22 protein-coding genes and 1 tRNA gene are annotated in these 23,726 nt (G+C 43.8%); 13 read left to right on the top strand and 10 right to left on the bottom strand.

The window, feature by feature from the left end:
• Positions 1-15 precede the first annotated feature (15 nt).
• The 7 genes from BuS5_RS09800 to BuS5_RS09770 are packed head-to-tail and all read right to left on the bottom strand — an operon-like array spanning position 16 to position 7,323.
• Positions 16-1,446, bottom strand: a complete 1,431-nt coding sequence (locus BuS5_RS09800; protein WP_084445872.1) for a sigma-54-dependent transcriptional regulator — start codon at positions 1,444-1,446, stop codon at positions 16-18.
• Complete coding sequence (locus BuS5_RS09795) at positions 1,427-2,767, bottom strand: dihydroorotase (RefSeq protein ID WP_084445868.1); 1,341 nt, start codon at positions 2,765-2,767, stop codon at positions 1,427-1,429. Before BuS5_RS09795 ends, BuS5_RS09800 begins: the two co-directional genes overlap by 20 nt.
• A complete protein-coding gene (locus BuS5_RS09790) occupies positions 2,751-3,689 on the bottom strand; it encodes an aspartate carbamoyltransferase catalytic subunit (RefSeq protein WP_027353725.1) in 939 nt (312 codons plus the stop codon). The genes BuS5_RS09795 and BuS5_RS09790 overlap by 17 nt, the downstream gene beginning before the upstream one ends.
• A 58-nt stretch (positions 3,690-3,747) precedes the next feature.
• Positions 3,748-4,410, bottom strand: coding sequence for a signal peptidase I (lepB, locus tag BuS5_RS09785; RefSeq protein ID WP_035265190.1), 663 nt, complete (start codon positions 4,408-4,410; stop codon positions 3,748-3,750).
• A 51-nt stretch (positions 4,411-4,461) separates the two neighbouring features.
• The gene (locus tag BuS5_RS09780) at positions 4,462-4,938 is read right to left on the bottom strand and encodes a phosphatidylglycerophosphatase A family protein (RefSeq protein ID WP_027353723.1); all 477 of its coding nucleotides are present in this window, start codon (positions 4,936-4,938) and stop codon (positions 4,462-4,464) included.
• A gap of 31 nt (positions 4,939-4,969) precedes the next feature.
• A complete protein-coding gene (gene larC / locus BuS5_RS09775) occupies positions 4,970-6,142 on the bottom strand; it encodes a nickel pincer cofactor biosynthesis protein LarC (RefSeq protein WP_027353722.1) in 1,173 nt (390 codons plus the stop codon).
• The gene (locus BuS5_RS09770; RefSeq protein ID WP_035265187.1) at positions 6,142-7,323 is read right to left on the bottom strand and encodes a M20/M25/M40 family metallo-hydrolase; all 1,182 of its coding nucleotides are present in this window, start codon (positions 7,321-7,323) and stop codon (positions 6,142-6,144) included. The genes larC and BuS5_RS09770 overlap by 1 nt, the downstream gene beginning before the upstream one ends.
• A 239-nt stretch (positions 7,324-7,562) precedes the next feature.
• Between BuS5_RS09770 and BuS5_RS09765 the strand changes: the two genes are divergently transcribed.
• The 6 genes from BuS5_RS09765 to BuS5_RS09740 all read left to right on the top strand — a co-directional run bounded on the left by BuS5_RS09765 (position 7,563) and on the right by BuS5_RS09740 (position 15,119).
• Positions 7,563-7,660 (top strand) — tRNA-Sec (locus BuS5_RS09765).
• Between the two features lie 366 nt (positions 7,661-8,026).
• Complete coding sequence (pgi, locus tag BuS5_RS09760; RefSeq protein WP_027353720.1) at positions 8,027-9,679, top strand: glucose-6-phosphate isomerase; 1,653 nt, start codon at positions 8,027-8,029, stop codon at positions 9,677-9,679.
• 31 nt (positions 9,680-9,710) lie between these two features.
• Positions 9,711-11,222, top strand: coding sequence for a 2,3-bisphosphoglycerate-independent phosphoglycerate mutase (gpmI, locus tag BuS5_RS09755; RefSeq protein WP_027353719.1), 1,512 nt, complete (start codon positions 9,711-9,713; stop codon positions 11,220-11,222).
• Between the two features lie 49 nt (positions 11,223-11,271).
• Positions 11,272-12,630 carry a glycerate kinase type-2 family protein gene (locus BuS5_RS09750; protein ID WP_027353718.1) on the top strand — a complete coding sequence of 453 codons (1,359 nt, stop codon included), beginning with the start codon at positions 11,272-11,274 and terminating at the stop codon, positions 12,628-12,630.
• A gap of 278 nt (positions 12,631-12,908) precedes the next feature.
• Positions 12,909-14,216, top strand: coding sequence for a phosphopyruvate hydratase (gene eno / locus BuS5_RS09745; RefSeq protein WP_027353717.1), 1,308 nt, complete (start codon positions 12,909-12,911; stop codon positions 14,214-14,216).
• Between the two features lie 162 nt (positions 14,217-14,378).
• The gene (locus tag BuS5_RS09740; protein WP_084445865.1) at positions 14,379-15,119 is read left to right on the top strand and encodes a GntR family transcriptional regulator; all 741 of its coding nucleotides are present in this window, start codon (positions 14,379-14,381) and stop codon (positions 15,117-15,119) included.
• Positions 15,120-15,137: 18 nt separating this feature from the next.
• On the opposite strand, the gene feoB is transcribed toward BuS5_RS09740, so the two are convergent.
• The 3 genes from feoB to BuS5_RS09725 all read right to left on the bottom strand — a co-directional run bounded on the left by feoB (position 15,138) and on the right by BuS5_RS09725 (position 18,131).
• The gene (gene feoB / locus BuS5_RS09735) at positions 15,138-17,465 is read right to left on the bottom strand and encodes a Fe(2+) transporter permease subunit FeoB (protein ID WP_051374727.1); all 2,328 of its coding nucleotides are present in this window, start codon (positions 17,463-17,465) and stop codon (positions 15,138-15,140) included.
• Between the two features lie 6 nt (positions 17,466-17,471).
• Positions 17,472-17,732, bottom strand: coding sequence for a FeoA family protein (locus tag BuS5_RS09730; protein ID WP_232223036.1), 261 nt, complete (start codon positions 17,730-17,732; stop codon positions 17,472-17,474).
• Positions 17,733-17,876: 144 nt separating this feature from the next.
• On the bottom strand, positions 17,877-18,131 hold the full coding sequence (locus BuS5_RS09725; RefSeq protein ID WP_051374726.1) for a FeoA family protein: 255 nt from the start codon (positions 18,129-18,131) through the stop codon (positions 17,877-17,879).
• A gap of 499 nt (positions 18,132-18,630) precedes the next feature.
• Here BuS5_RS09725 and BuS5_RS09720 point away from each other — a divergent pair, with 499 nt between their 5' ends.
• The 7 genes from BuS5_RS09720 to BuS5_RS09690 all read left to right on the top strand — a co-directional run bounded on the left by BuS5_RS09720 (position 18,631) and on the right by BuS5_RS09690 (position 23,569).
• Positions 18,631-19,470 carry an alpha/beta fold hydrolase gene (locus tag BuS5_RS09720; RefSeq protein WP_051374725.1) on the top strand — a complete coding sequence of 280 codons (840 nt, stop codon included), beginning with the start codon at positions 18,631-18,633 and terminating at the stop codon, positions 19,468-19,470.
• 203 nt (positions 19,471-19,673) lie between these two features.
• Complete coding sequence (gene rplU, locus BuS5_RS09715) at positions 19,674-19,988, top strand: 50S ribosomal protein L21 (protein WP_027353713.1); 315 nt, start codon at positions 19,674-19,676, stop codon at positions 19,986-19,988.
• A 4-nt stretch (positions 19,989-19,992) separates the two neighbouring features.
• Entirely contained in the window at positions 19,993-20,247 is a 255-nt protein-coding gene (gene rpmA / locus BuS5_RS09710) for a 50S ribosomal protein L27 (protein WP_027353712.1), read from the top strand.
• Positions 20,244-21,251, top strand: coding sequence for a GTPase ObgE (obgE, locus tag BuS5_RS09705; protein ID WP_027353711.1), 1,008 nt, complete (start codon positions 20,244-20,246; stop codon positions 21,249-21,251). The genes rpmA and obgE overlap by 4 nt, the downstream gene beginning before the upstream one ends.
• The gene (gene proB, locus BuS5_RS09700; RefSeq protein WP_051374724.1) at positions 21,238-22,041 is read left to right on the top strand and encodes a glutamate 5-kinase; all 804 of its coding nucleotides are present in this window, start codon (positions 21,238-21,240) and stop codon (positions 22,039-22,041) included. Before obgE ends, proB begins: the two co-directional genes overlap by 14 nt.
• A gap of 219 nt (positions 22,042-22,260) precedes the next feature.
• Positions 22,261-23,082: a hypothetical protein gene (locus BuS5_RS09695; RefSeq protein ID WP_274428161.1), complete on the top strand. Its 822-nt coding sequence runs from the start codon at positions 22,261-22,263 to the stop codon at positions 23,080-23,082.
• A 130-nt stretch (positions 23,083-23,212) separates the two neighbouring features.
• Positions 23,213-23,569: a hypothetical protein gene (locus BuS5_RS09690; RefSeq protein WP_027353868.1), complete on the top strand. Its 357-nt coding sequence runs from the start codon at positions 23,213-23,215 to the stop codon at positions 23,567-23,569.
• Positions 23,570-23,726 lie beyond the last annotated feature (157 nt).

The raw sequence follows: 23,726 nt of genomic DNA, 5'->3' as shown, positions 1-23,726 counted from the left end.
TTCCTTCCAGTTCCACTAAACCCCCAGCTTGTCACAACGGTAGCGCATTGATCGGAGGTTGATTCCGAGGAGGCCGGCGGCTTTATTTTTGCTGTTTCCAGCGCAGCTCATGGCTTTTTTCAGGTAGGCCCGCTCTATCTCTTCCATAATATTATCCAGGGAAACCCCGTTCTCCACTTCATCAAGGTCGAAGCGCTTTCCTTGTACACCTTCTATCCATCTGTTTTTATGTATCGACAGGGCAAGGTTGTCGGGCAGGAGTATGTTGGTGCTGGAGAGCGCCACGCTGCGCTCCATCAGGTTTTCAAGTTCACGGACATTTCCAGGGAAATCATATTTATTCAACAGGTCGATGGCATAGGATGAGATTTTTGAAATTTTTTTACCTGCCTCTTTTGCAAATTTTTCGAGAAAATGCTGGGCCAGGATACGCAGATCGCTCTTTCTTTCTCTCAGTGGCGGCATCTTGATTTCGATAACATTCAGCCTGTAGAAAAGATCCTCTCTAAAACGTCCTTCAATAACCTCGTCTTCGAGTTTCCGGTTGGTGGCTGAAATTATCCTTATATCGGATGATATATCACTAGTTCCGCCTACCGCCCTGAAGGTTTTTTCCTGCACCGCCCGGAGAAGTTTAACCTGGAGCTGCAGGGTCAGTTCGCCTATTTCGTCAAGGAAGAGGGTTCCCTTGTCCGCAAGCTCAAAAAGGCCTTGTTTATCGTATGTCGCCCCGGTAAAGGAACCTTTTTTATGCCCGAAGAGTTCACTCTCAATAAGGTTTTCCGAAATGCCGCCGCAATTAATGGTGACAAAAGGCTTTTCATTGCGGTTGCTCTCTCCGTGTATGGCTTTGGCTACAAGCTCTTTCCCGGTTCCGCTTTCACCGGATATCATTATATTGGTCCTGGTTGCGGCCACCTGTCTGATCATATCGTATATATGCATCATCCTGGAGCTGTTTCCCACCAGGATTCCGAAATGCAGATTTTTTTTCAGTTCCTGGTCCAGAAATTTTTTTTCATGCTCAACTGTCTTCAGGTCAAGGGCCTTTGCTATGGCCTGCCTTAACTCATTATTGTCAAAAGGCTTGGGTAAATAATCGTAGGCGCCTGTATTCATGGCTTCCACCGCTGTTTCTGTAGAGGCATAGGCGGAAATCATTATTACAACGGTGCTGTGATTTTTTTCTTTGCACGCCTTCAGAACCTCAAGGCCGGAAATGTCACCCAGCCTTATATCACAAAGCAGAAGATCGAATTTTTTGTTTTTCAACAGGGCGACGGCTTCACGGCCTGTTCCGGCAGTAGTGACCTCATACCCGTCCCGGCTAAGCATGATTTCCAAAAATTCACGCATACTCAGTTCGTCGTCAACTACCAGGATGTGTGGTTTGCGGCCGGATTGCTGTTGTTTGGTATGTTTGATATTATTGTTTCGGGTTAACATAAAGCACCTTTTTCGGAGCGGCCTGCGGCCTTGAGGAGCGCTCCCCCCTCCCCTTCCATACTATTTCACCGCCGACAATTGTAACCACCGCCTTTCCCTTTACCTGCAGGCCGTCAAAGGGGGTATTTTTCCCGAGCGATGCGAAGCTTGGGGCATCAATTATGTATGATTTTTCCAGATTAATGATGGTAATGTCGGCGGGGGCTCCCGGCTTCAGGCTGTTGTCGATTCCAAGGATGCGGGCGGGAGCTTTTGACATCCTATCTATTAAATCAGTCAGGGATAGCAGGCCGTCTTCGACAAGCTGCAAAGATAAGGGGAGAGAGGTTTCAAGGCCGGCAATTCCGTTGGCGGCAAGTTCGAATTCCACATCTTTTTCATAGGCAGCATGGGGGGCATGGTCGGTTGCGATTACATCTATGGTGCCGTCGGCCAGTCCCTGACGGACAGCCTCGCGGTCTGCTGCCGCGCGGAGGGGGGGATTCATTTTTGCGGATGTATTATAATTCTTTACGGCATCATGGGTTAGGGTAAAATAATGGGGAGCGGTTTCGGCCGTAACCGGAATCCCTCTTGCTTTGGCATCCCTGATTGCGTGGACTGATTCTTTGGTGCTCACATGGGCAATATGCAGTGGGGTTCCGGTTAACTCGCAAATTGCGATATCTCTCATCACCATTATACTTTCGGATGCATTAGGAATGCCGGGCAGGCCCATGCTGGTGGCTACCTCGCCTTCGTTCATGGCACCGCCTGCGGCAAGATCAAGATCTTCACAATGTGATATAATCGGAAGGCCGAATCCTCCGGCATATTCCATTGCCCGCCGCATCAGCATGCTGTTCATCACCGGCAGTCCGTCATCGGAAAGGGCAACAACGCCTGCATCCTTTAATTCGCCATATTCGGATAAGGCGCTCCCTTCAAGTCCTTTACTGATTGCGCCGACAGGATAGACATGAATTTTACCTTCCAGGGCTGCTTTCCCCATTATATATTCGGTTACCTGCCGGTTGTCATTGACAGGATTTGTGTTCGGCATAGGGCAGACAGCGGTAAACCCACCCCGCGCGGCGGCGGCGCATCCGGTTTTAATGGTCTCTTTATATTCCTGCCCGGGTTCCCTGAGATGCACGTGCATGTCTATTAATCCGGGCGTCACTATTTTACCGGTAGCATTGATTTCCTTTAATTCCGACCCGAATGCAGTGGAACCTTCACTTGATATTTCTGCTATTTTTCCATCTTTTATGAGAATATCATTTATTCCGTCCAGGCGGCCCGGATCGATTACCCTTCCGCCTTTAATCAGTATCAGCATTGCGCACACCTCCGGCAACAAGGTACAAAATAGCCATCCGCACCGCAACTCCGTTTGTCACCTGATCCAGAATAACGGAATAAGGTCCGTCCATTACATCGGAAGCAAGTTCCAGGCCGCGGTTTACAGGCCCGGGGTGCATGATGAGAATATCATCTTTTACGTTTTTCAATTTTTCTCTTGTTAGTCCGAAAACTTTTGAATATTCCCGTTCTGTAGGGAAGAGAAAACTCTTTTGTCTCTCTTTCTGGATCCTCAGCATCATTACGACATCAGCGCCGCAAATAGCATCTTCAATGTTTTCGGCAACAGATACTCCCAATGTTTCTATTCCCTTCGGAATCATGGTCGGAGGTCCGAACAAAACCACCTCTGCTCCGAGTTTTGTAAACCCTATGCAGTCCGATCTTGCAACCCGGCTATGGGAAATATCTCCTAGAATAGCAATGCGCAGACCTTTTATGGATCCTTTTTTTTCCCTTACAGTGAAGAGATCCAGAAGTGATTGGGTGGGATGAGCATGCATCCCGTCACCGGCATTAATCACGGCTGATTTCAGCCGTCCTGCCAGCAGATGGGACGCTCCTGCACATGCATGCCGCAGAATTATTATATCAGGCTTCATAGCTTCCAGATTCCTTGCCGTATCAATAAGGGTCTCTCCCTTGACAATGCTGCTGGAACTGCCTGTCAATGATATTGAGTCTGCGCTCAATCTCTTGGCGGCAATATCAAAAGATGCACGTGTTCGGGTGCTTGGTTCGTAAAAAAAAAGTATAACCGTCTTTCCTCTTAATGTGGGAACCTTCTTGATAGACCTTCCCGAAATCTCCTTCATACTCACCGCAGTATCGAGAATCATATTGATTTCATCTGCGGAAAGGGACTCCATATCAAGAATATCTTTTCTGTTAAATTCCATAATCATCCAACATTCCCTAAAACCACCCTCAAGCGAAGCGCTCCTCAAGGCCGCCCCCCTACCGAAGTATATCCCCTATCCGCCCCCAGCGCACTCCAAAATTTTCCTTATCCCATGACCAGTAAATGATAAAAGCCTTGCCTTTGACAGCTTTAAGGTTAACAAAACCCCAAAATCGCCCGTCATAGCTGTTGTCCCTGTTGTCACCCATTACAAAAATTGAATCAGAAGGTATAGTTACCGGTCCGAAATTATCTCTTTTACTTAAAATTCCTGGAATAATATTCGAATCCTTATGCCTGACAAAGTCATGATTTTGAAGCTTTCCGTTTACATAGACTTTTTTATCATGGCATTCTACTACATCTCCCTCAACCCCTACTACTCTTTTTATAAAGTCCTTTTCAGGATCCAGAGGAAACTTAAAAACAACTATATCGTCATGTTCCGGGTTTTTGAATGGTATAATCGTTTTTTCCATAAATGGGATTTTCACGCCGTAAATAAATTTGTTTACCAGGATATGATCGCCTATAAGAAGTGTATCCTTCATGGATCCGGAAGGAATTTTAAAAGCCTGAACAATAAAGGTTCTAATAAACAACGCCAGGATAATAGCGACAATAATTGCTTCAACATTTTCTCTAAGGCGGCTCTTTTTTTTTATCTTCCCTGTTTTATCTATTTTTTTTTTCGGGTTGTCTTTTTCTTTTGAATTCAAGTTGATAATATACCTCGCTTTTAACAGGATCGTATGATTGGTGGATAAAAATTACCGGGTGCTGTATTGTAACACTATAAACATGCCGATTCTTAATACTATGTTGGACAAGATGCCGGCCGCTACATCATCCAAAACAATGCCCGCTCCTCCGGGAATTTTTTTTTCTATCAAACGAATCGGAAACGGTTTAAAAATATCAAATAATCTGAAAATCAAAAAACCGGCGATAACTGTCCACACATTAAGGGGAATACCGGCAAATGTTATAATTATACCCGCGATTTCATCGATAACTATAAGGCCGGGGTCTTTTTTTTTTATTATTTTTTCAGCATGATCCGCTATAACAACGGAAAAAATAATAAAAATCAATATCAGCGGCACAGTATAATACAGGTTTATCCCGGACAAAAAAAAAGGGAGGGGAAGAGCGGCAATCGACCCCATGGTACCCGGGGCAAAAGGAATATATCCTGCACAACATCCGCTTGCAACGAACAAGACAACCCTCTCTTTAAAATTCATGTTTCGCTTTTATAATCAGGTCTTTTGTTTGTCAAGGGATTGTTCCCGGTGATAGTTCTGCCATAACTGTATCGTAAACGATCCTTACGGGGATATTTTTTTCAAGAGCAATCTTTTTGCAGGCCTCATATTCCGGCGCTATCCGTTCAGTGCCGTCGGGATGAGTTATAACTTTTGCCTGAACATTACCCAAGCTTGTTTTAATGGTAACCGTTTTACGTTCAAGTTTGGCTCTTTTAACCTCATAGTGCCTCACACCCGTGGAGGTGGTTTCTGATAAAATCCTGCCGATAATTGTTTGTAAATTATGTTTTTCGCATAAAGCCTTCACCATTGTACCTGGCCTGTTTTTTTTCATAAAAACAGGCATTAATAAAACATCCAGAGCGCCGTCTTCAAAAAGACGGTCAATTAAAAATCCGAAAATTTCCGGGTTCATATCATCGATGGAAGTTTCCACCACGATAACTTCATCTTTGTCGTATTCTTTTTCCCTTGTTCCCTTCATAACCCTTAACAGATTAGGCTGTGCTTCAAGGTCGCGCCGCCCGGCGCCATACCCGGTATCAATTATTTGCATTTTCGGTACAGGCCCGAAAGAAGATGCCAGAACCGCTATTATGGCAGCGCCTGTGGGCGTTAAAAGTTCAAAGGGTATATCTTTCCCGTAAACAGGAACTCCTTTAAGAATCTGGACGGTTGCAGGCGCCGGCAGAGGTATTTTCCCGTGCCGGCATACGGTGAAACCTGTTCCCATGGGCAGATGGGAAGAAATCACATCGGTAATATCAAGATACTCAAGACAAAGGACGGCGCCTACAATATCCACAAGTGCATCAACGCCGCCTAACTCATGAAAATGCACCTTAGATAGAGGAGTATTATGTATCCTGGATTCAGCTCTTGCTATTCTCTTGAATATCTCAAGGCTGTTAACCTTTACATTGTCAGAAAAAGGGCTTTGCTCAATCAGGGATTTTATTTGGGAATAATTTCTTGATTCACTTTCATCCACAAGATGCACGGATACACTTTTAGCGCTAATTCCGTTGCGCGCTATATCCGTAACAGATAGATCGAACCTGTCCAAAGGCATGGAATGTAAATTGTCTTTAAGCCAGTCAACCTGAACTCCAAGCGCTATCAATGCTCCCAGGGTCATATCACCGCTTATTCCGGAAAAACAGTCAAAATATGCAAGCATTAACCCACCGCCCCTGCTTCTGAATGAAGTTTGATAATTTCCAGTAAAAGATCTGCTGCATCAACCATGTCATCGAGCAGAATATTCTCACGCACAGTATGAACATCGCTCATGCCGGTTCCCAGCACACCGGTGATCAGCCCTTTTTTAAAAAAAATATTGGCATCTGAACCTCCGCCCGTTGTTTTTGTTAACATCTTTTTACCAAGATTTTCTGCCGCAGTACATGCCAGTGATATCATCATATGGTCATCCGGGATTTTAAGTAACGGAAAATCATTCTTTATCAATACTTCCAGCGCAGGTAAAGCATCCTCCCCGGATTCATTTTTATATTCCTCAATTACATCTTTAAAACAGGATACTATTTCAGATGTCAGGTCATCCAGCTTTTTTTCGTTATGACTCCGCACTTCACCTTTAACTGTTACAAAATTCGGGACAATATTTGTCGCAACACCGCCTTTTATCATTCCTATATTGCAGGTGGTTTCATCATCGATACGGCCGGTATGAATTTTTGAAATCGCCTTACCTGCAAGCTGGATTGCATTGATACCTTTTTCAGGAGACGCCCCGGCATGGGCATCCTTGCCGTGGATTTTAAATTCAAACCTGTTTACAGCCGGAGCGCGCGTTACAATACCAAAGGTCTCTGTGGAATCGAGAACATAACCAAATTTTGCGGAGAGCAGACTAAAATCCAGATTCTTTGCGCCTAAAAGCCCTATCTCCTCACAAACGGTAATTACCAATTCTACAGGACCGCATGGGAGACTTCTCTCTTTTATTATATTCATGACTTCTAAAATAATGGCCAGCGCACTTTTGTCATCGGCTCCCAGAATTGTAGTCCCGTCACTGCGAAACAGGCCGTCTTTAAAAACCGGCCTGACACCTCTGCCCGGTTCCACCGTATCCATGTGAGCGCTCAACAGAATAGCTGGCACACCCAAATTTCCCTGTAATTTGGCAACAATATTTCCTGTTTCACCGCCAATTTTGTCACCCGTGCCGTCTATGGTTGTCTCTGCGCCAAGGCCCTTCAGGATTTTGATAATTTCATCTGAAATTGCGCCTTCTTCTTTTGAAATACTGTCAATTCGAACAAGCCTCATAAATGTTTCAGTCAGTCTGGATCTATTTATCCCGGGCCTGTTTATCCAGGACTTTTTTATCATAGATGGATCCTCATATATCCGGTTTGAAATCGAACGTATCTAATCTGAAAATCTATATTTATTTTCTTGACACATAACTATATTTGAATCATGTTTTTATATAAAAAAGCAAGTTTTATATTTTTTTCTTGAAAAAAGAGTTCTCAGGCACTAAGATTAGATGTTTGCAGCTTGCCGGACTTGATAATCCAAAGGATAGGACTAAGGAAGGCATTCTGGGAAAGGGATTCTGGTTTTCTGGAAGTGCACAGCTCACTGGTGGGGCTCCCGGACTTCAAATCCGGTGTGAGGCGCTAGAACCGTCTCGGGTGGGTTCGATTCCCATGCACTTCCGCCAACTCTTTTTTAATATCACACCCTCTAAACCCTATAAAATAAAGCATAGATGACAAGCTCTATCCGGAAGGTTCTCTACTCTTCTGACATACAGAGCGCATCTTACGTTGATTTATCTATTTCCGCGGTAATTATGGTTTATCACGGATTAGTGTGGTAATCCATGATGAACAGCTATTAGCACTTAGCTTTTAGCTGTTAGGTAACGCCAAAAGCTAACAGCTAACAGCTAATACCTAATACCTGATGGCATAAGTTTAATTAGTATATGCTCAAGAAATAGAATTTCCACAATAATTCGCTATGATCCGTAATTATTGAGAACTTAATCCTTAACTTTCTTTTTGACAAAAATGGAGGTTCTGACGTGCTGGTTAAGATTAATCCTTCAAAAACAAACAGCTGGAAAAAGCTTGAAGATCATTCCGAAATAATTAAGCATATTCACATGAAAGATCTCTTTGCGAAAGATCCGGAAAGATTCAAAAAATTTTCCATCAGATTTAATGATATTCTTGTTGATTACTCTAAAAATATCATAATCGGGGAAACACTGGAACTGTTGCTTGGATTAGCCCATAAAACCGGTCTTAAAGACTCCATCGACAAAATGTTTTCCGGAGACAGGATAAATGAGACGGAAAACAGGCCGGTACTGCACGTCGCATTAAGGAACAGGGAAAACGCCCCCATTTATGTTGACGGCCGGGACGTCATGCTGGAAGTAAATGCGGTTCTGGAAAAGATGAAGGACTTCTCGAATAGAATCATTTCCGGTGAATGGAAGGGTTTCACCGGCAAAAAGGTTACCGATATCGTAAATATCGGAATCGGCGGTTCGGATCTGGGGCCGGTAATGGTTACGGAGTCTCTGAAACCGTATGCCAAAAAAGGCCTGTCTGTTCATTTTGTGTCGAATATTGATGGAACCCATATTACGGAAACCCTGAAAAGACTCGATCCTGCCACTACTCTTTTTATGATTGCTTCAAAGACTTTTACCACACAGGAAACAATGACCAATGCCTTCTCCGCCAGGGACTGGTTTTTAGCCTCCGCCAAAGATTCAACACATATAGCCGGGCATTTTGTGGCAATTTCCACCAACGCAAAAAAAGTCGAAGCCTTTGGAATTGATAAAAACAATATGTTCAGGTTCTGGGACTGGGTTGGTGGCCGCTACTCTCTCTGGTCCGCAATCGGTCTTTCAATCGCCTGTTATATCGGCTACGAAAATTTTGCAGAATTGTTACAGGGCGCGTTTGAGATGGATCGGCATTTTACTGAAGCCCCATTTGAAGAGAATATCCCGGTGATTCTGGCTTTAATAGGGATCTGGTATAATAACTTCCTAGACGCCCAGAGCGAAGTTATCCTGCCCTATGATCAATACATGCACCGCTTTCCGGCTTACTTCCAGCAGGGAAATATGGAAAGTAACGGTAAGTCGGCAGACCGGAACGGCCAAAAGACCGAATATCAGACAGGATCGATTATCTGGGGAGAACCTGGTACCAATGGGCAGCACGCCTTTTATCAATTAATCCATCAGGGTACAAAACTGATCCCTGCCGATTTCCTGGCGCCCGCGATCAGTCATAATCCGATTGGTGAGCATCATAATATACTGCTGTCGAATTTTTTCGCTCAAACTGAAGCTCTTTTAAACGGAAAAACAGAGCAGGAAGTTGTCGACGAATTAAAAACAAACGGCAAAAGCGAGGATGAAATTCAACGCCTGTTGCCATATAAAGTTTTTGAGGGCAACCGGCCGACAAATTCTATCCTGTTCAAAAAATTGACCCCCAGGGTTCTTGGAAGCCTGATCGCTCTGTATGAACATAAAATTTTTGTTCAAGGGGTTATCTGGAACATATTCAGCTTTGACCAGTGGGGCGTTGAACTTGGCAAGCAGTTGGCAAAAAAAATATTGCCGGAATTGACGGAGAAAAGCCCAAGCGTTTCTCATGATTCTTCAACAAACGGGTTGATAAACACATTTAAGGAGATGAGATCTTAAAGTCTATAGATTTTAAGTATAAGGAACTGTAATGAAAACAAAGAGACCGGTCTGCTTGATAATAATGGATGGCTGGGGCATTGCCCCTGCTGATGCAAAAAATGCTTTGGCAAAAGCCGACACGCCCAATCTTGATTATTTTTTTTCAAGGTATCCTAATGCTCTTTTAAGAGCAGATGGCCTTAATGTCGGGCTGCCTGAAGGTAATCAGGGTAATTCCGAAGTCGGCCATCTTAATATAGGCTCCGGCAGAATAATGAAGCAGATGCTTGTGCGTATTAACAGCGACATTGAGAACGGGAGCTTTTACGAAAACAAAGTCCTCAAAGGCGCTGTTGATCATTGCAAAAAAAACGGATCAAACCTTCACCTTATGGGCCTTATACAAGACCAGGGCGTTCATGCAGTGACCAGTCACTGCAATGCACTCCTCATGCTCTGCAGTAAAATGGATTTTTATGACGTTTATGTGCATATCTTTTCAGACGGACGGGATACTCCACCCAAATCCGCAGCAGAATATATTGCAGGGCTGGAGGAAGGGATCAAAAAGGCCGGCCTGGGCAAAATCGGCACTATTACCGGAAGATACTACGCCATGGACCGTGATATGAACTGGGATAGAATTAAAATCGCGTACGACGGCCTTACAAAGCTTGAAGGGAGTGTATGCCGGGACCGGCACACGGCCCTTGAACAGGCTTATGCTGCTGCTGAGACCGACGAATTTATCAAGCCGAAAATTATCAAAGGATTTCCGGGAATCAAGGACGGCGATGCGGTAATCAACTTCAACTTCAGACTCGACCGGGCCAGAGAAATTACCCATGCTTTTACTGATACCCATTTTGGCGGTTTTAAAAGAGATAGACTCGATATTAAATATATAGGTTTTACAGATTACTATGATAACGGAGAATTTGAAACAGCCTTTCCTCCGGTAAATCATAAAAATATCCTCGGCAAGGTTTTAAGTGATCACGGTCTTAAACAGCTACGATGCGCCGAGACCGAAAAATATGCACACGTAACCTTTTTTTTTAACGACTCGACTGAAACCCCTTTTGAAGGTGAAGACAGGATCATGGTGCCTTCTCCTAAAGTGGCAACCTACGATCTGCAACCGGAAATGAGCGCCTATTTGATAAGAGACAAGATCCTGGAAGCTATTAAAGCTGATAAATATGATGTAATTATCTGCAATTTTGCAAATGCCGATATGGTGGGGCATACCGGAGTCTTTAATGCGGCCGTAAAGGCCGGGGAGGTTGTTGATGAGTGTGTCGGATCTGTCCATGGGGCTGTGCTTGCAAAAGGAGGCGCGGTTATTATTACTGCCGACCACGGCAATGGCGAGTGTATGCTGTTGGATGACGGCTCTCCCATGACCGCTCATACAACCAATCCGGTTCCTGTTATTCTTTGCGGTGCCGGCGATGTTGAACTGATAAAGGACGGCAAGCTTTGTGATCTGGCGCCGACTATGCTTAAAATACTGAGAATCAATCAACCGCCAGAAATGACCGGCAGGCCGCTGTTTTGATTTAAAACGTAAACACACGGGGCACCTGGAGACAAAAAAACGCTTTAAAATGAACACGCAGAACAAAGAATTAAACGCCATACGTTCCGACGCAAGGGAGATATTTCGGAACTCTCTTATGGCTGTGGACCCATACAAGGCGGTAAAACGTTTTATACACATTGAAGGAGACCGGCTGTTGATCGGAATGGAAGGAAGGCCTGAAGCCGAACTTGACCTGGCTGAATTCGATCGTATCGCGCTCGTTGGCGCCGGCAAGGCCGCCGCCCCTATGGCCAGGGGCATTGAAGAGCTGTTTGGAAAAAAAATCCGGAAAGGGCTGATTAACGTCAAATACGGCTTTACCGAAAAGCTTGCGTTTACCGGGATCATAGAGAGCGGCCATCCTGTGCCGGATAAAAACGGAGTAAAAGGAACCGAAAAAATTCTTGATTTCTTACGCCGTGCAAACGAAAAAGACCTGATTTTTTCACTTATATCCGGTGGAGGTTCGGCCCTGCTCCCTCAGCCTGCAAGGAATATCACTCTATCGGAAAAGCAAAAAATAACCCGGGATTTACTGGCCTGCGGGGCCTGTATTGACGAAATAAATGCTATAAGAAAGCACATCTCTTCCTCTAAAGGCGGACAGATGGCAAGAGCAGCTTTTCCGGCCTCCATAGTAAACTTGATGCTCTCGGATGTAGTGGGAGACAAAATGGACGTAATTGCCTCAGGACCATTTGTACCGGATACTTCCACTTTCAAGGATGCCTGGGGAATCTTCAAAAAGTATGACCTCAAGGGGATTCCAGCTGCTATCCATGACCACATCAAGCTGGGCCTGGAAGGGCAAATTCCCGAAACACCGAAAGAGAATGACAAGATATTCGACCGGGTCTTGACTTATATCGTTGGAAGCAACATATTAGCCTTGGAAGCGGCAAGCGCCATGGCGAAAAAACTCGGGTATAGAACCCTTATCCTTTCCTCTATGGTGGAAGGAGAAACAAAAGAAATAGCACGGGTTCACACTGCTATAGCCAAAGAAATTCTGAAAACCGGCCGTCCGATTCCTCCACCGGCATGCATTATCTCAGGAGGTGAGACCACTGTAACCATACGGGGTGATGGTCTGGGAGGAAGAAACCAGGAATTCTGCCTGGCCTCAGCCCTGGATCTTATAGAGCTTCCGCCTCGAGTTGTATTGCTTAGCGGCGGCACAGACGGTAATGACGGCCCAACAGATGCAGCAGGCGCTATGGTAGATCCTTTAACTGTAACACGCGGAAAGAACGCAGGTATGCCGGCAGAAAGATTCCTGGACAGAAACGACGCGTATCACTTTTTGAATAAGACCAAAGACCTCCTCATGACCGGTCCTACAAATACAAATGTAATGGATGTCAGACTTGTGCTGGTGCGCTAACGGGGTTGCACTTTTAATCCGATTTTCTATAGATTGTCACATAAATAATTTCACTGCGTTATCGGTCGTCGGAGTATTCCAATACGCCTTCCTCCCTCTGGCCTTGTGCCAAATTTTAAAATCAGGTTATTATCTGACAATCTATAACATTTCAGAGCGCTGCAGAAATAATGGTGTCTCAACATTCTCTATATTTTTTATATTGACCTTACTTTTAATGATTGATACTAATTTTTGTTTAGCCTGAAGCCAATTTGTATTTTTGAGGAGAATAAAAAATGATAAATGGAAAAAACAAAAAAATCACAAACGTAATGGCCCGGGAAATTATAGACAGTCGTGGTAATCCCACTGTTGAAGTAGAAGTGACCCTGGCCTGCGGGATCACGGCCAGGGCTGGGGTACCTTCCGGAGCATCGACCGGTACCCGTGAAGCACTGGAACTGCGCGATGGAGACCCTAAACGTTTTGGGGGTAAGGGCGTACTCAAGGCAGTAGGACACGTGAACGGCATTATCAATGATACACTAAAAGGCCAGGATGCCCGTCTTCAAGGGGTTATCGATAAAATGCTTATCGATCTTGACGGAACAGCCCACAAGTCCAACCTCGGCGCCAATGCCATTCTGGGGACATCTCTGGCCGTATTCAGAGCAGCGGCCATGGCATCGGGCCTTCCTCTTTACATGTATCTCGGCGGAGCAGCCGCTGTCCGCTTGCCGGTTCCTTTGCTGAATATTATGAATGGTGGCGCTCATGCCCGCTGGCAAGGTTCTGATTTCCAGGAATTTATGATATGTCCTTATGGTGCCGGCAGCTTTCGGGAAGCGCTCAGGTGGGCCAGCGAGGTATACCATGCCTTGCGCTCGGTTCTGATGGACGCCGGTCAAATGGTAAGTATTGGAGACGAAGGAGGATTTGCGCCCAAGGTATCTTCTAATGATGAGCCTCTGGAATTTATTGTTAAGGGCATTGAAAAGGCCGGCTTCAGGCCTGGAGCTGATGTCGGTATTGCTATGGACCCTGCCTCAAGTGAGTTCTTCAAGGATGGCCATTACCTCCTGCACACTGAAAACCGCACCTGCTCTTCCGAGGAAATGGTGGATTACTACGAAAAATTAGTTAACGCCTATCCGATCTGCCTGATAGAAGACGGCCTGGCCGAAAATGATTGGGATGGATGGAAAATTCTGAATGCCCGTATCGGAGATAAAATTGAACTGGTCGGGGACGACATCTTTGTCACGAACGTAGAATATATAGCCCGCGGCATTCACGAGAACTCTGCAAACGCAGCCCTGATCAAGCTCAACCAAATCGGGACTTTGACAGAAACCATTGAAGCAGTAAAGATGTGCCGGCGGGCAGGCTGGGGAGCTTGTGTTTCGCACCGCAGTGGTGAAACCACAGACAGCTTTATTGCGGATATGACCGTTGCTCTTGATACGGGCCATCTGAAGACCGGCGCTCCTGCCCGGGGCGAACGGGTTGAAAAGTATAACCAGTTAATGCGTATTGAAGCGGATTTAGGCAGCACCGCCCAGTATGCTGGCAAGAGTGCTTTTGTGCGGCCGATACGTTTTTAAACTAAAACAGCCGACACTGAAAATTACGAAGTCTGCAATGCAACATATCATCAACAGGGGTAACTGCATATAATTTCACTCTTTCGAAGGAATGGCGAAAGAAAATAAACGCTTATCATGCCCGCGAAAGCGCGAACTCTAAGCACTGTTTAAACAAAAAAAATGATGAAGTTAAACAGAAATCACATACCACTATATTTTCAATTACAGCAGATTTTAAGAAAAAAAATCTTATCAGGCAAAATCGCTCCTGATAAAGCCTTGCCTACAGAAAGTGTCATATGCAAAGAATACAATGTAAGCCGGACAACGGTTCGGCAGGCCTTTGCAGCGCTGTTAAATGAGGGACTTATAACAAGAATTCCCGGCAAAGGCACATTCATAAACCAACAGGAGAAACATAAAAGAGTTGTGCATTTTTTTAATACAACCGGAAGCCTTATAGATGCTTCCAGTTATGCAAAACTTGAAAAAAAAATTCATTATAGAGGGCTGGTTTCCCCTTCTATACAACTCATGAATACCCTTGGTTTGCAAGAAGGCCAAAAAATATTTTGCTTGCGTGGCACAAGGTATCAAAATGAATTACCTGTATGTTATTTTATTATGAATTTCTATAGCGAACATGCTTATCATTTCAAAGGCAAACGACTAAACTCAGAGATTTTGCTTTCTATTCTTGAAAAAGAGATTAGCATATCACTAAACAAGGTGCATCGTACAATCAAGGCGTCCAAAGCAGATGAACACACGGCCAAGTACCTGGAAATAAACAAAGGTGATCCTGTACTGGAGCTGGAACAAATTTACTATGTAGCCAATAATGTTGCTGTTGAGGTTACAAGCAATTATTTTCATGCCGATCGCTATAACTATGTAATGGAATTACAACAAAAAAAATAAGGGCTCGTTCCTAAGTTTTTATAATGCGGCGTATGCGGAAGAGACGGCCACGTCACCCTCTTTATGGCCTGACAACCTTAAAACAATAAAAACCCCGACAAGCAAACAAGCCATAATTGCAATCCATGTTATGGATGTACCTGGATGGGCACCCATTGTTGCTGCCTGAAAAAAAACCGTTGCGGCCATGTAAGCCACAAAAGTTGTCCAGATACCGGCAAACAGAGTCCACTTGAGATTCGTTTCCCGATATACAGCGGCAACGGCAGCGCCGCACGGAAAATATAACAAAATAAAAAGGAGGTAAGCAAAGGCTCCGACTTTTCCTGCGAAAAGAGAGACCATGGAACCGAATGTGCCCCTGCTGACTTCCAAACCCTCAGCCGCAGTTTCCACATTACTCACGTCGCCGACGGATATCCCCAAAGGATCAAGCAAAGTACCCGCAACCCCTGCAAGATTTACGGGAATTGTTACAAAAGATTCCTTTATGCCTCCCCAGAAATCGAAGGCCTCTTCCTCTTCCGCCTCACTGCCGGTTCCTTGTAGGGAAAGTTCAGTGTACATGGCATCAAGCGTACCGACAACCGCTTCTTTGGCAAAGATACCGGTAAAGATGCCGACGGTGGCCGGCCAGTTGTCGTTGCTTATCCCCATAGGAGAGAAGATTGGAGTAATAGCTTTTCCTATCGTGCTTAGGACTGATTTTTCGGAATCATTATGCCCGAAAGTTCCGTCTGTTCCGAGGGAGTTTAAAAAACTTAAAATAACTATTACAGGTATCAGCACCTTGCTTGCCCTTAATATAAAAGCCTGAAGCCGGTCCCAGGCACGCATAAAAACCCCTGTTATTGTCGGCATATGATAAGGAGGAAGTTCCATAACAAAAGGTGTGATTTCTCCCTTCAGGAGTGTATTCTTTAGTAACAGCCCGGTTATAACTGCAAACATAATTCCAATCAGATACAGGCCAAAAACCATATTTTGACCTCCCACAGGGAAAAAAGCAGCGGCAAAAAGGGCATATACCGGCAAGCGAGCGCCGCAGGACATGAACGGATTCATCATTATAGTCAGAGTGCGGTCACGCTGATTTTCAAGAGTCCTGGTTGCCATGATGGCCGGCACATTGCAGCCGAAACCTACCAGCATAGGCACAAAGGACTTGCCGGGCAGGCCGATAATACGCATAAACCGGTCCATTACAAAAGCCGCACGCGCCATATATCCCGAATCTTCAAGAAATGAAAGACAGAGAAACATGAATCCTATGGGAGGAATAAAGGTAGCGATTGTCTGGATGCTGCCTCCCAGACCACCTGAAAGGATTACGTTCACCCAATCGGGAACACCCAAAGAAGAGAGGAGACCGGCAAAACCATCAACAAAAATAGTCCCTGCAAAAACATCAAAAAAATCTATAAATGCGCCGCCAAGATTGATTGTGATCATAAACATAAGATACATGGCCGCAAGAAATATCGGTATCCCCAAAGCCCGGTTAAGAATCACAGCATCTATTCTATCCGAAAGGGTTTTGCCCGCCCTTCTGCGTTTTTTAACAGCAGCGCCTGTAACATCTGTTATAAAACCGTACCTGCCGTCGGCCACCATTATATCGGCCTCATCGCTGAGTTTTGCTTCAATTTCCCGATTATGCCTTTCGACAATCTTATTTGCAGAGCTTCCCATAACATCGGCAACAAGCTGATCACCCTCAAGCAGTTTTACGGCCGCCCAGCGGGAATCCATATTATTATCCTCGGCCGTCTTCCGTATCACCGGAAAAAGTTCTTTAATAGCCGCTTCTATCTCACCCGGATATGATATTTCAGCCTGGGAGACCGCCTTTTTTCCCGCCGCCGCATTAATCGTTGATTTAAGTTTCTCCACACCTGCTCCTTTTACAATGGTCATCGGTACAACAGGACATCCCAGTTGTTCGGCAAGTTCGGCAACTTTGATTTCAATATTTTCAGCTCGCGCTATATCCATCATATTCAACGCAATAACGACGGGCGCTTTCATCTCGAGCAGTTGAACCGTAAGATAAAGGTTTCGCTCAATATTAGATGCATCAATAATATTTACTATCAGATCGGCTCCCCGGCTCAGGATGTAATCACGCGCGATCTCTTCATCCAGCGATGATGCCGCAAGAGAATAAATCCCCGGAAGATCTACAACCTCAATATCCTTTCCTGCATGCTTGTATCTGCCGGTCTTTCTGTCCACGGTAACTCCAGGCCAGTTTCCAACCCGCTGTTTCGCTCCGGTAAGAGCATTAAACAGAGTTGTTTTGCCGCAATTAGGATTACCTACAACACCTATAGTAAAATCACTCATAACCCATTACTCCTCCCTTTCCACCTTTACTGCCCGGGCCTCGTCCTTTCTCAAGCTCAAACCGAAACCCCTGACTTGTATCTGAACAGGATCACCCAGTGGAGCTACTCTCTCCACGGTAAATTCCGTACCCCTGATCAGTCCCATGGCAAGAAGCTTTTCACGGTAAACCGTTGCTCCTTTTATATAGCCTGCCACCCTTCCCTTTTCACCGGTTTTTAAATCTTCAATACTCAATACCATTATATTCTCCCTTATACTCTCCATAGTGTCCGTCCATAAATAGGATAGTTCGTTCGAGATCAAGGCGCTCTAAAATTTTAACCGCAGGAATACATTGAGTATTTTGAGGATTAAAATTTTAGCGCAACGTAGATATCGAGCGAAATAGCCATTTATGGAGGGCACTACCTAAATTAATGCCACATTGATCTTCTGTGCCATCCCGCCTCCCAGGAACAGCTTTGTTCCATTGTGAAAAATCAAAACAGGAGAATGCATATCATTCTGAACAACTTCGATTTCCGACCCCACGTTTAACCCTATCCCCAGGAGTTTCTGCGTAAACCCTTTACCTCGCCGCCAGGAGATTATCCTCAACCGAACCCCTGCGCCGGCCATACGTAAAGGAATAATATATTTACCATCTGATTGTATATTAGTCATGATTAGAAAAACCTTTTAAGTGCTATTTTTATTTGTTGACAAAATAATTGCAAACCCTACTCACAATTCAAACAATAACTAAAAAAGTTAGCCTAACCTAATGATTATTTATCGCACTGTCAAGTTTTTTTGATTATTTTCTTAAATGGTAAAGCTTCCTTAAAAACAAATTTTTTGACAAAAAATTTGTATATATTTATATTCATAGCTGTGCCTGAACGAAAAGCTGAAATTGTCATATTTCCGGTAGATTAAGGATATTTTCCAAATCGAGGTTTTTGAGCCTTGAGCTTTTAGCTGTTAAAATCAAACAGATAGTTCCTTGAGCCAATAGCTAACGGCTAAATGCTAACGGCTTTTCGAAAATCTTCGTTTCTTGAATAATGTTTAAATATCCGAAATAGTATCTGTTTTTAGTTTTCGTTCAGGCACTATTGGGAAGCATCCATGTTAAACTGTTTGATTTATGACGCCTTGCCAGAGTTGGGAGAATAGTTCAATGAAAACATACAAAATCAAAAGCAGTGATGGAATCCTGCTTCACGCGGAAGAGACGGGAAACCCTGCAGGTAATCCTGCCCTGTTTATTCATGGTTATTCACAATGCAGATTATGCTGGAAAAAGCAGATAAACTCAAAGCTGAACAAAAATTTCAGACTTATTGCTCTGGATATCAGGGGGCATGGTCTTTCTGATAAGCCCAGAGATGCATATGGAGACTCAAAAATTTGGGCGGATGATATTAACGCCGTAATTAACACCCTTGAGCTTGAGCAGCCTGTTCTTGTCGGATGGTCTTACGGCGGCGCCATAATTTGCGATTACCTTCGCTTTTACGGAGAAGAAAGAATCAGCGGAATTAACTTTGTGGGAGCAACTTCAAAAATAGGCAAACCTGCAATGCCGTTTATGGGTGCAAGTTGCACTGCCCTCATTTCCGGTTTATTCTCAAATGACACGGAAGAGTCTGCCTCGGCGCTCCACAAATTGATTGAAAGCTGTGTTTATAAAAAACCTTCACCTGGGGACTTGTACTTTATGTTAGGTTATAACATAATAGTCCCACCTTACGTGCGAAAAAGTTTATTTTCGCGCAATCTGGATAATGACGATATACTGTCGGAGCTGCATAGGCCAGTGCTGTTAACCCACGGTGCCGAAGATGCGATTGTACTTTCAAACATGTATGAGCACCATGTTAAAGTTATACCCAACACCCAATTATCTATATATGCTGATACGGGACATACACCATTCTGGGAAAATCCGGAACGTTTTAACAATGAACTACACTCTTTTCTACTCCACGATGACCCATATAATCTTAAAGACTCTTAAAAATAAAAATCATATCACCAGTTATTTGATGCGCAATTTGAGGCTTTTATTGATGGGGTGAGAAAATAATTTTTACCATTATCAAGCCTGTATCCAAGATATGGTGAAAATAATTCTTGACAAATTTCCCAAATAGAATAGAAATAGCAGGTTTAAAACTTTGGGGTAAAGAAAGACTTTTGGGATATAAAGGAGGCTGCATAATGTATGCTATAATAAATTCGGGTGGAAAACAGTACAAAGTCGCAGAAGGCGAAATATTGCGGGTTGAGAAGATAGACGGAGAAGTCGGCAGCCAGGTAATATTCAACAATGTCCTTTTGTTTTCGGATGGTGAAAACCATCAACTAGGTAAACCGGCACTTGATAATGTTGAGGTAGAGGGACATATCGTTGAACAGGGTAAGGACAAAAAAATTATTGTTTTTAAGTATAAAAGACGGAAAAGATATCGCCGTACACAGGGACATCGGCAGGAATATACCGCTGTTAAAATAAACAGTATTAAATGGAGTTAGAAAAATGGCACATAAAAAAGCAGGTGGAAGCTCAAGAAACGGCCGGGACAGTAATGGGCAAAGACGTGGTATAAAACGCTATGGCGGCAACAGGGTCAGCGCCGGGAATATTATTGTGCGTCAGGTTGGAACAAGAATACATCCGGGGAATAATGTTGGAATGGGAAAGGATTACACCATCTTTGCGCTGACTGAAGGAGTAGTAACATTTGAACGTATGGGACGTTCACGCAAAAAAGTAAGTGTTTATGCAGAGTGAAATTTATTGACGAAGCTATTATTACCGTAAAATCCGGTGATGGAGGAAGAGGCTGTATAAGTTTCAAACGCGAAAAATTCATTCCCCGCGGAGGACCGGATGGTGGCGACGGAGGAAAGGGTGGAGATGTAATTTTCCGTGCCGTCTCCGGTAAACGAACTCTTTATCAGTTCAAGCGTCAAAAAAATTTAAAAGCAAAAAACGGCGGACATGGTCAGGGCAAAAACAGGACCGGCAAAAAGGGAGCAGATCTTGTAATAGATATACCGGTCGGCACTCTGCTCATAGATGCTGAAACCGGTAACCTGATCAAAGATCTTGCAACTGCCGGGGAAAAATTTATACTGGCAGCCGGAGGGCGCGGTGGACAGGGTAATGCCAGGTTTAAAACATCAACAAACAGGGCTCCAAGATTTGCACAACCGGGAGAACATAGCAAAACATACAGTATCAAACTCGAACTTAAATTACTTGCCGATGTAGGTATAATCGGCCTTCCCAATGCCGGTAAATCCACACTTATTTCCGCAATTTCTTCGGCGCGCCCCAAAATTGCCGGCTATCCTTTTACCACACTGACTCCCAGCTTGGGAGTAATTCATACAGACTGGGGCGAACCTTTTATTGCCGCTGATATACCCGGACTTATTGAGGGCGCTCACAAAGGACAAGGCCTGGGAATAAGATTTTTAAAGCATATTGAAAGAACACGCATTCTTATCCATCTCATAGACATTTCAGAGCTTGATCCTGCTGCCCCACTGAAAGCCTATAATACCATAAATACTGAATTATTTTTATATAACCAAAGCCTTGCAGGTAAACCTCAAATAGTAGTTTTAAACAAGATCGACATGCAATCTTCCGCCGATACCGAGTTGAAGTTCAAATCTGCTTTACCGGATAAAACAATAATCGCTATCTCCGCCTTAACAGGAAAAGGAATTGACTCTTTAAAATCGCAAATAATCAATTTACTGGGAATAGAAGATGAGTCACAATAATATCTTTTTTTTTAATAATGCAAAGCGCGTTGTTGTAAAGGTTGGAAGCGGTGTTTTAACCATGGACCACGGCTTGAATTTAGATGTCATAAAATCAATTACAAAACAGATCTGCATGCTTATTGAAAATGAGATGGAGGTATTCCTGGTAACTTCGGGAGCCATGGCTTCCGGAATAAAACGGATAGGTCTTCCTGAAAGGCCCGATGATATTCCCCAAAGGCAGGCTGCGGCTGCAGTCGGCCAGGCCGGTCTTATCATAGAATATGAAAAAGCCTTTTCCATGTTTAATAAAAAGGTGGCCCAGGTACTGCTTACCGGCGAAGATCTTTCAAATCCTGAAAGATACCTTAATGCACAAAACACTTTTAACATGCTTTTGTCATGGAAGGTTGTTCCGATTATCAATGAAAACGATACGGTCGCTGTGGATGAAATCAAATTCGGCGACAATGATAACCTTGCAGCCATAATTGCTATGTTGATGAATGTCGATATTTTTATCAATTTGACTGATATTGACGGTCTTTTTACCAAAGATCCCCGTATAAATTCCGATGCTGAACTTATCCCTGTAATTACAAAAATTGACAAAAAGATCAAAAAAATGGCAGGGGAGATTCCCGGAGCGCTCGGCACAGGAGGCATGCTGAGTAAAATAAACGCTGCTGAAAAAACCACAAGTTCCGGGATACCAATGGTTATAGCTAATGGGAAAGAACCCGGCATCCTGACCAGACTTTTTTTCGGAGAACAATGCGGTACATTTTTTATGCCGATCAGGCTTTAAACCAAAATTTTGCGAAACGCTTATGGCATAATAGTTGCTTGGGTTAATATAAAATAAAGTACATGATATCATTGCAAATTACGTCTTGTTCTGAGTCCAAAAAAATAAATAAAGAGTATTGCTTTTTATTAATTAACTCTATATGCAGAAATATAGGGGTATGATAATCTATTGTCCATTATAATGATGTCTTTTTTAATTTTTTTTAAGGAGGTAAAAATGAAAAAAACTATCGCAATAGCAACAGGTATTCTTTTTTTGGGAGCAACTATCTCTTTTGCCGGATCCGAGGTTAAAGGCAGGGTATCCAATAAGACTATAGTCAACAAATCCGCCAATGTTGCGGTCGGAGCAGGGGCTGAGGCAAACACCGGTTCCGTTAAAATCAAGAATTCCAACGTCAGGGGCACAGTGAGCAACAGGTCTCTTGTTAATAAATCAGCTAATGTCGCAGTAGGCAGGGGTGCTACGGCCAACATGGGCTCGGTGCAGCTTAAAAATTCCAACGTCAGGGGCTCTGTAAGCAATAGAGCTCTTGTTAATAAATCAGCTAATGTCGCAGTAGGCAGGGGTGCTACGGCCAACATGGGCTCGGTGCAGCTTAAAAACTCCAACGTCAGGGGCTCTGTAAGTAATAGAGCTCTTGTTAATAAATCTGCTAATGTCGCCGTTGGAAGGGGCGCTACAGCCAACATGGGCTCGGTGCAGCTTAAAAATTCCAACATCAGAGGCTCTGTAAGCAATAGAGCTCTTGTTAATAAATCTGCTAATGTCGCCGTTGGAAGGGGCGCTACAGCCAACATGGGCTCGGTGCAGCTTAAAAACTCCAACGTCAGGGGCTCTGTAAGTAATAGAGCTCTTGTTAATAAATCTGCTAATGTCGCCGTTGGAAGGGGCGCTACAGCCAACATGGGCTCGGTGCAGCTTAAAAATTCCAACATCAGAGGCTCTGTAAGCAATAGAGCTCTTGTTAATAAATCTGCTAATGTCGCCGTTGGAAGAAATGCCGAAGCTAATATGGGTTCGGTTGTAGTTAAGTAATATGAATCCTGAGGGTTCTCGCCCTAAAGTGAGTAATGTGACGTTTTATGCTTCACATTACTCACGACCAATAATTATGTACAATTAATTGTCAGACAATCTATATTCCTGGAAATGTGGAGGAAAAATTATGGGAAAAAAATATTTTTTTTTTTTCACTATGATGATCTTTTGTTTTTTTGTTTTGGTAAATCCTGGTCTTAGTGGTGACCTGGATGATGGTATATCAAAATACACAGATGACGGCGTCACCAAATATGATGACCTTGGTGATCCGGAAAAAAACATCAAATTTATAAAATTAAATGCAAAAAGCAGGGCGGACGTAAAAAGCAGGGCATCAGGCAGTGATTCCGGTGGTTCGATGGACACGTCCAAAGGCGCCAATATGAACAGCGTTGTTCTGGGCGCCGGAGGTATCATCAAGGGCGATGTTTATATAATAGATGAAAGCAGGGGCGCTAAAACACAGGTTGTTGACAAATAATTACTTGAACCGATTTCAAAACACTTCTTTACGAAGCCTGCGTCTGTCTGCTGCTATCTGGTCAGGCACAAATCTTGATGGCGTCGTAAAAAGTCAAAAATTAAAAATTTTACATCAGTATATAGGGACAGCTTTGCTAGTTTCCACAACATATTGT

This window comes from Desulfosarcina sp. BuS5 (genome assembly GCF_028752835.1).
Classification (GTDB): domain Bacteria; phylum Desulfobacterota; class Desulfobacteria; order Desulfobacterales; family BuS5; genus BuS5.
This window is presented reverse-complemented; position numbering and strand designations above follow the sequence as displayed.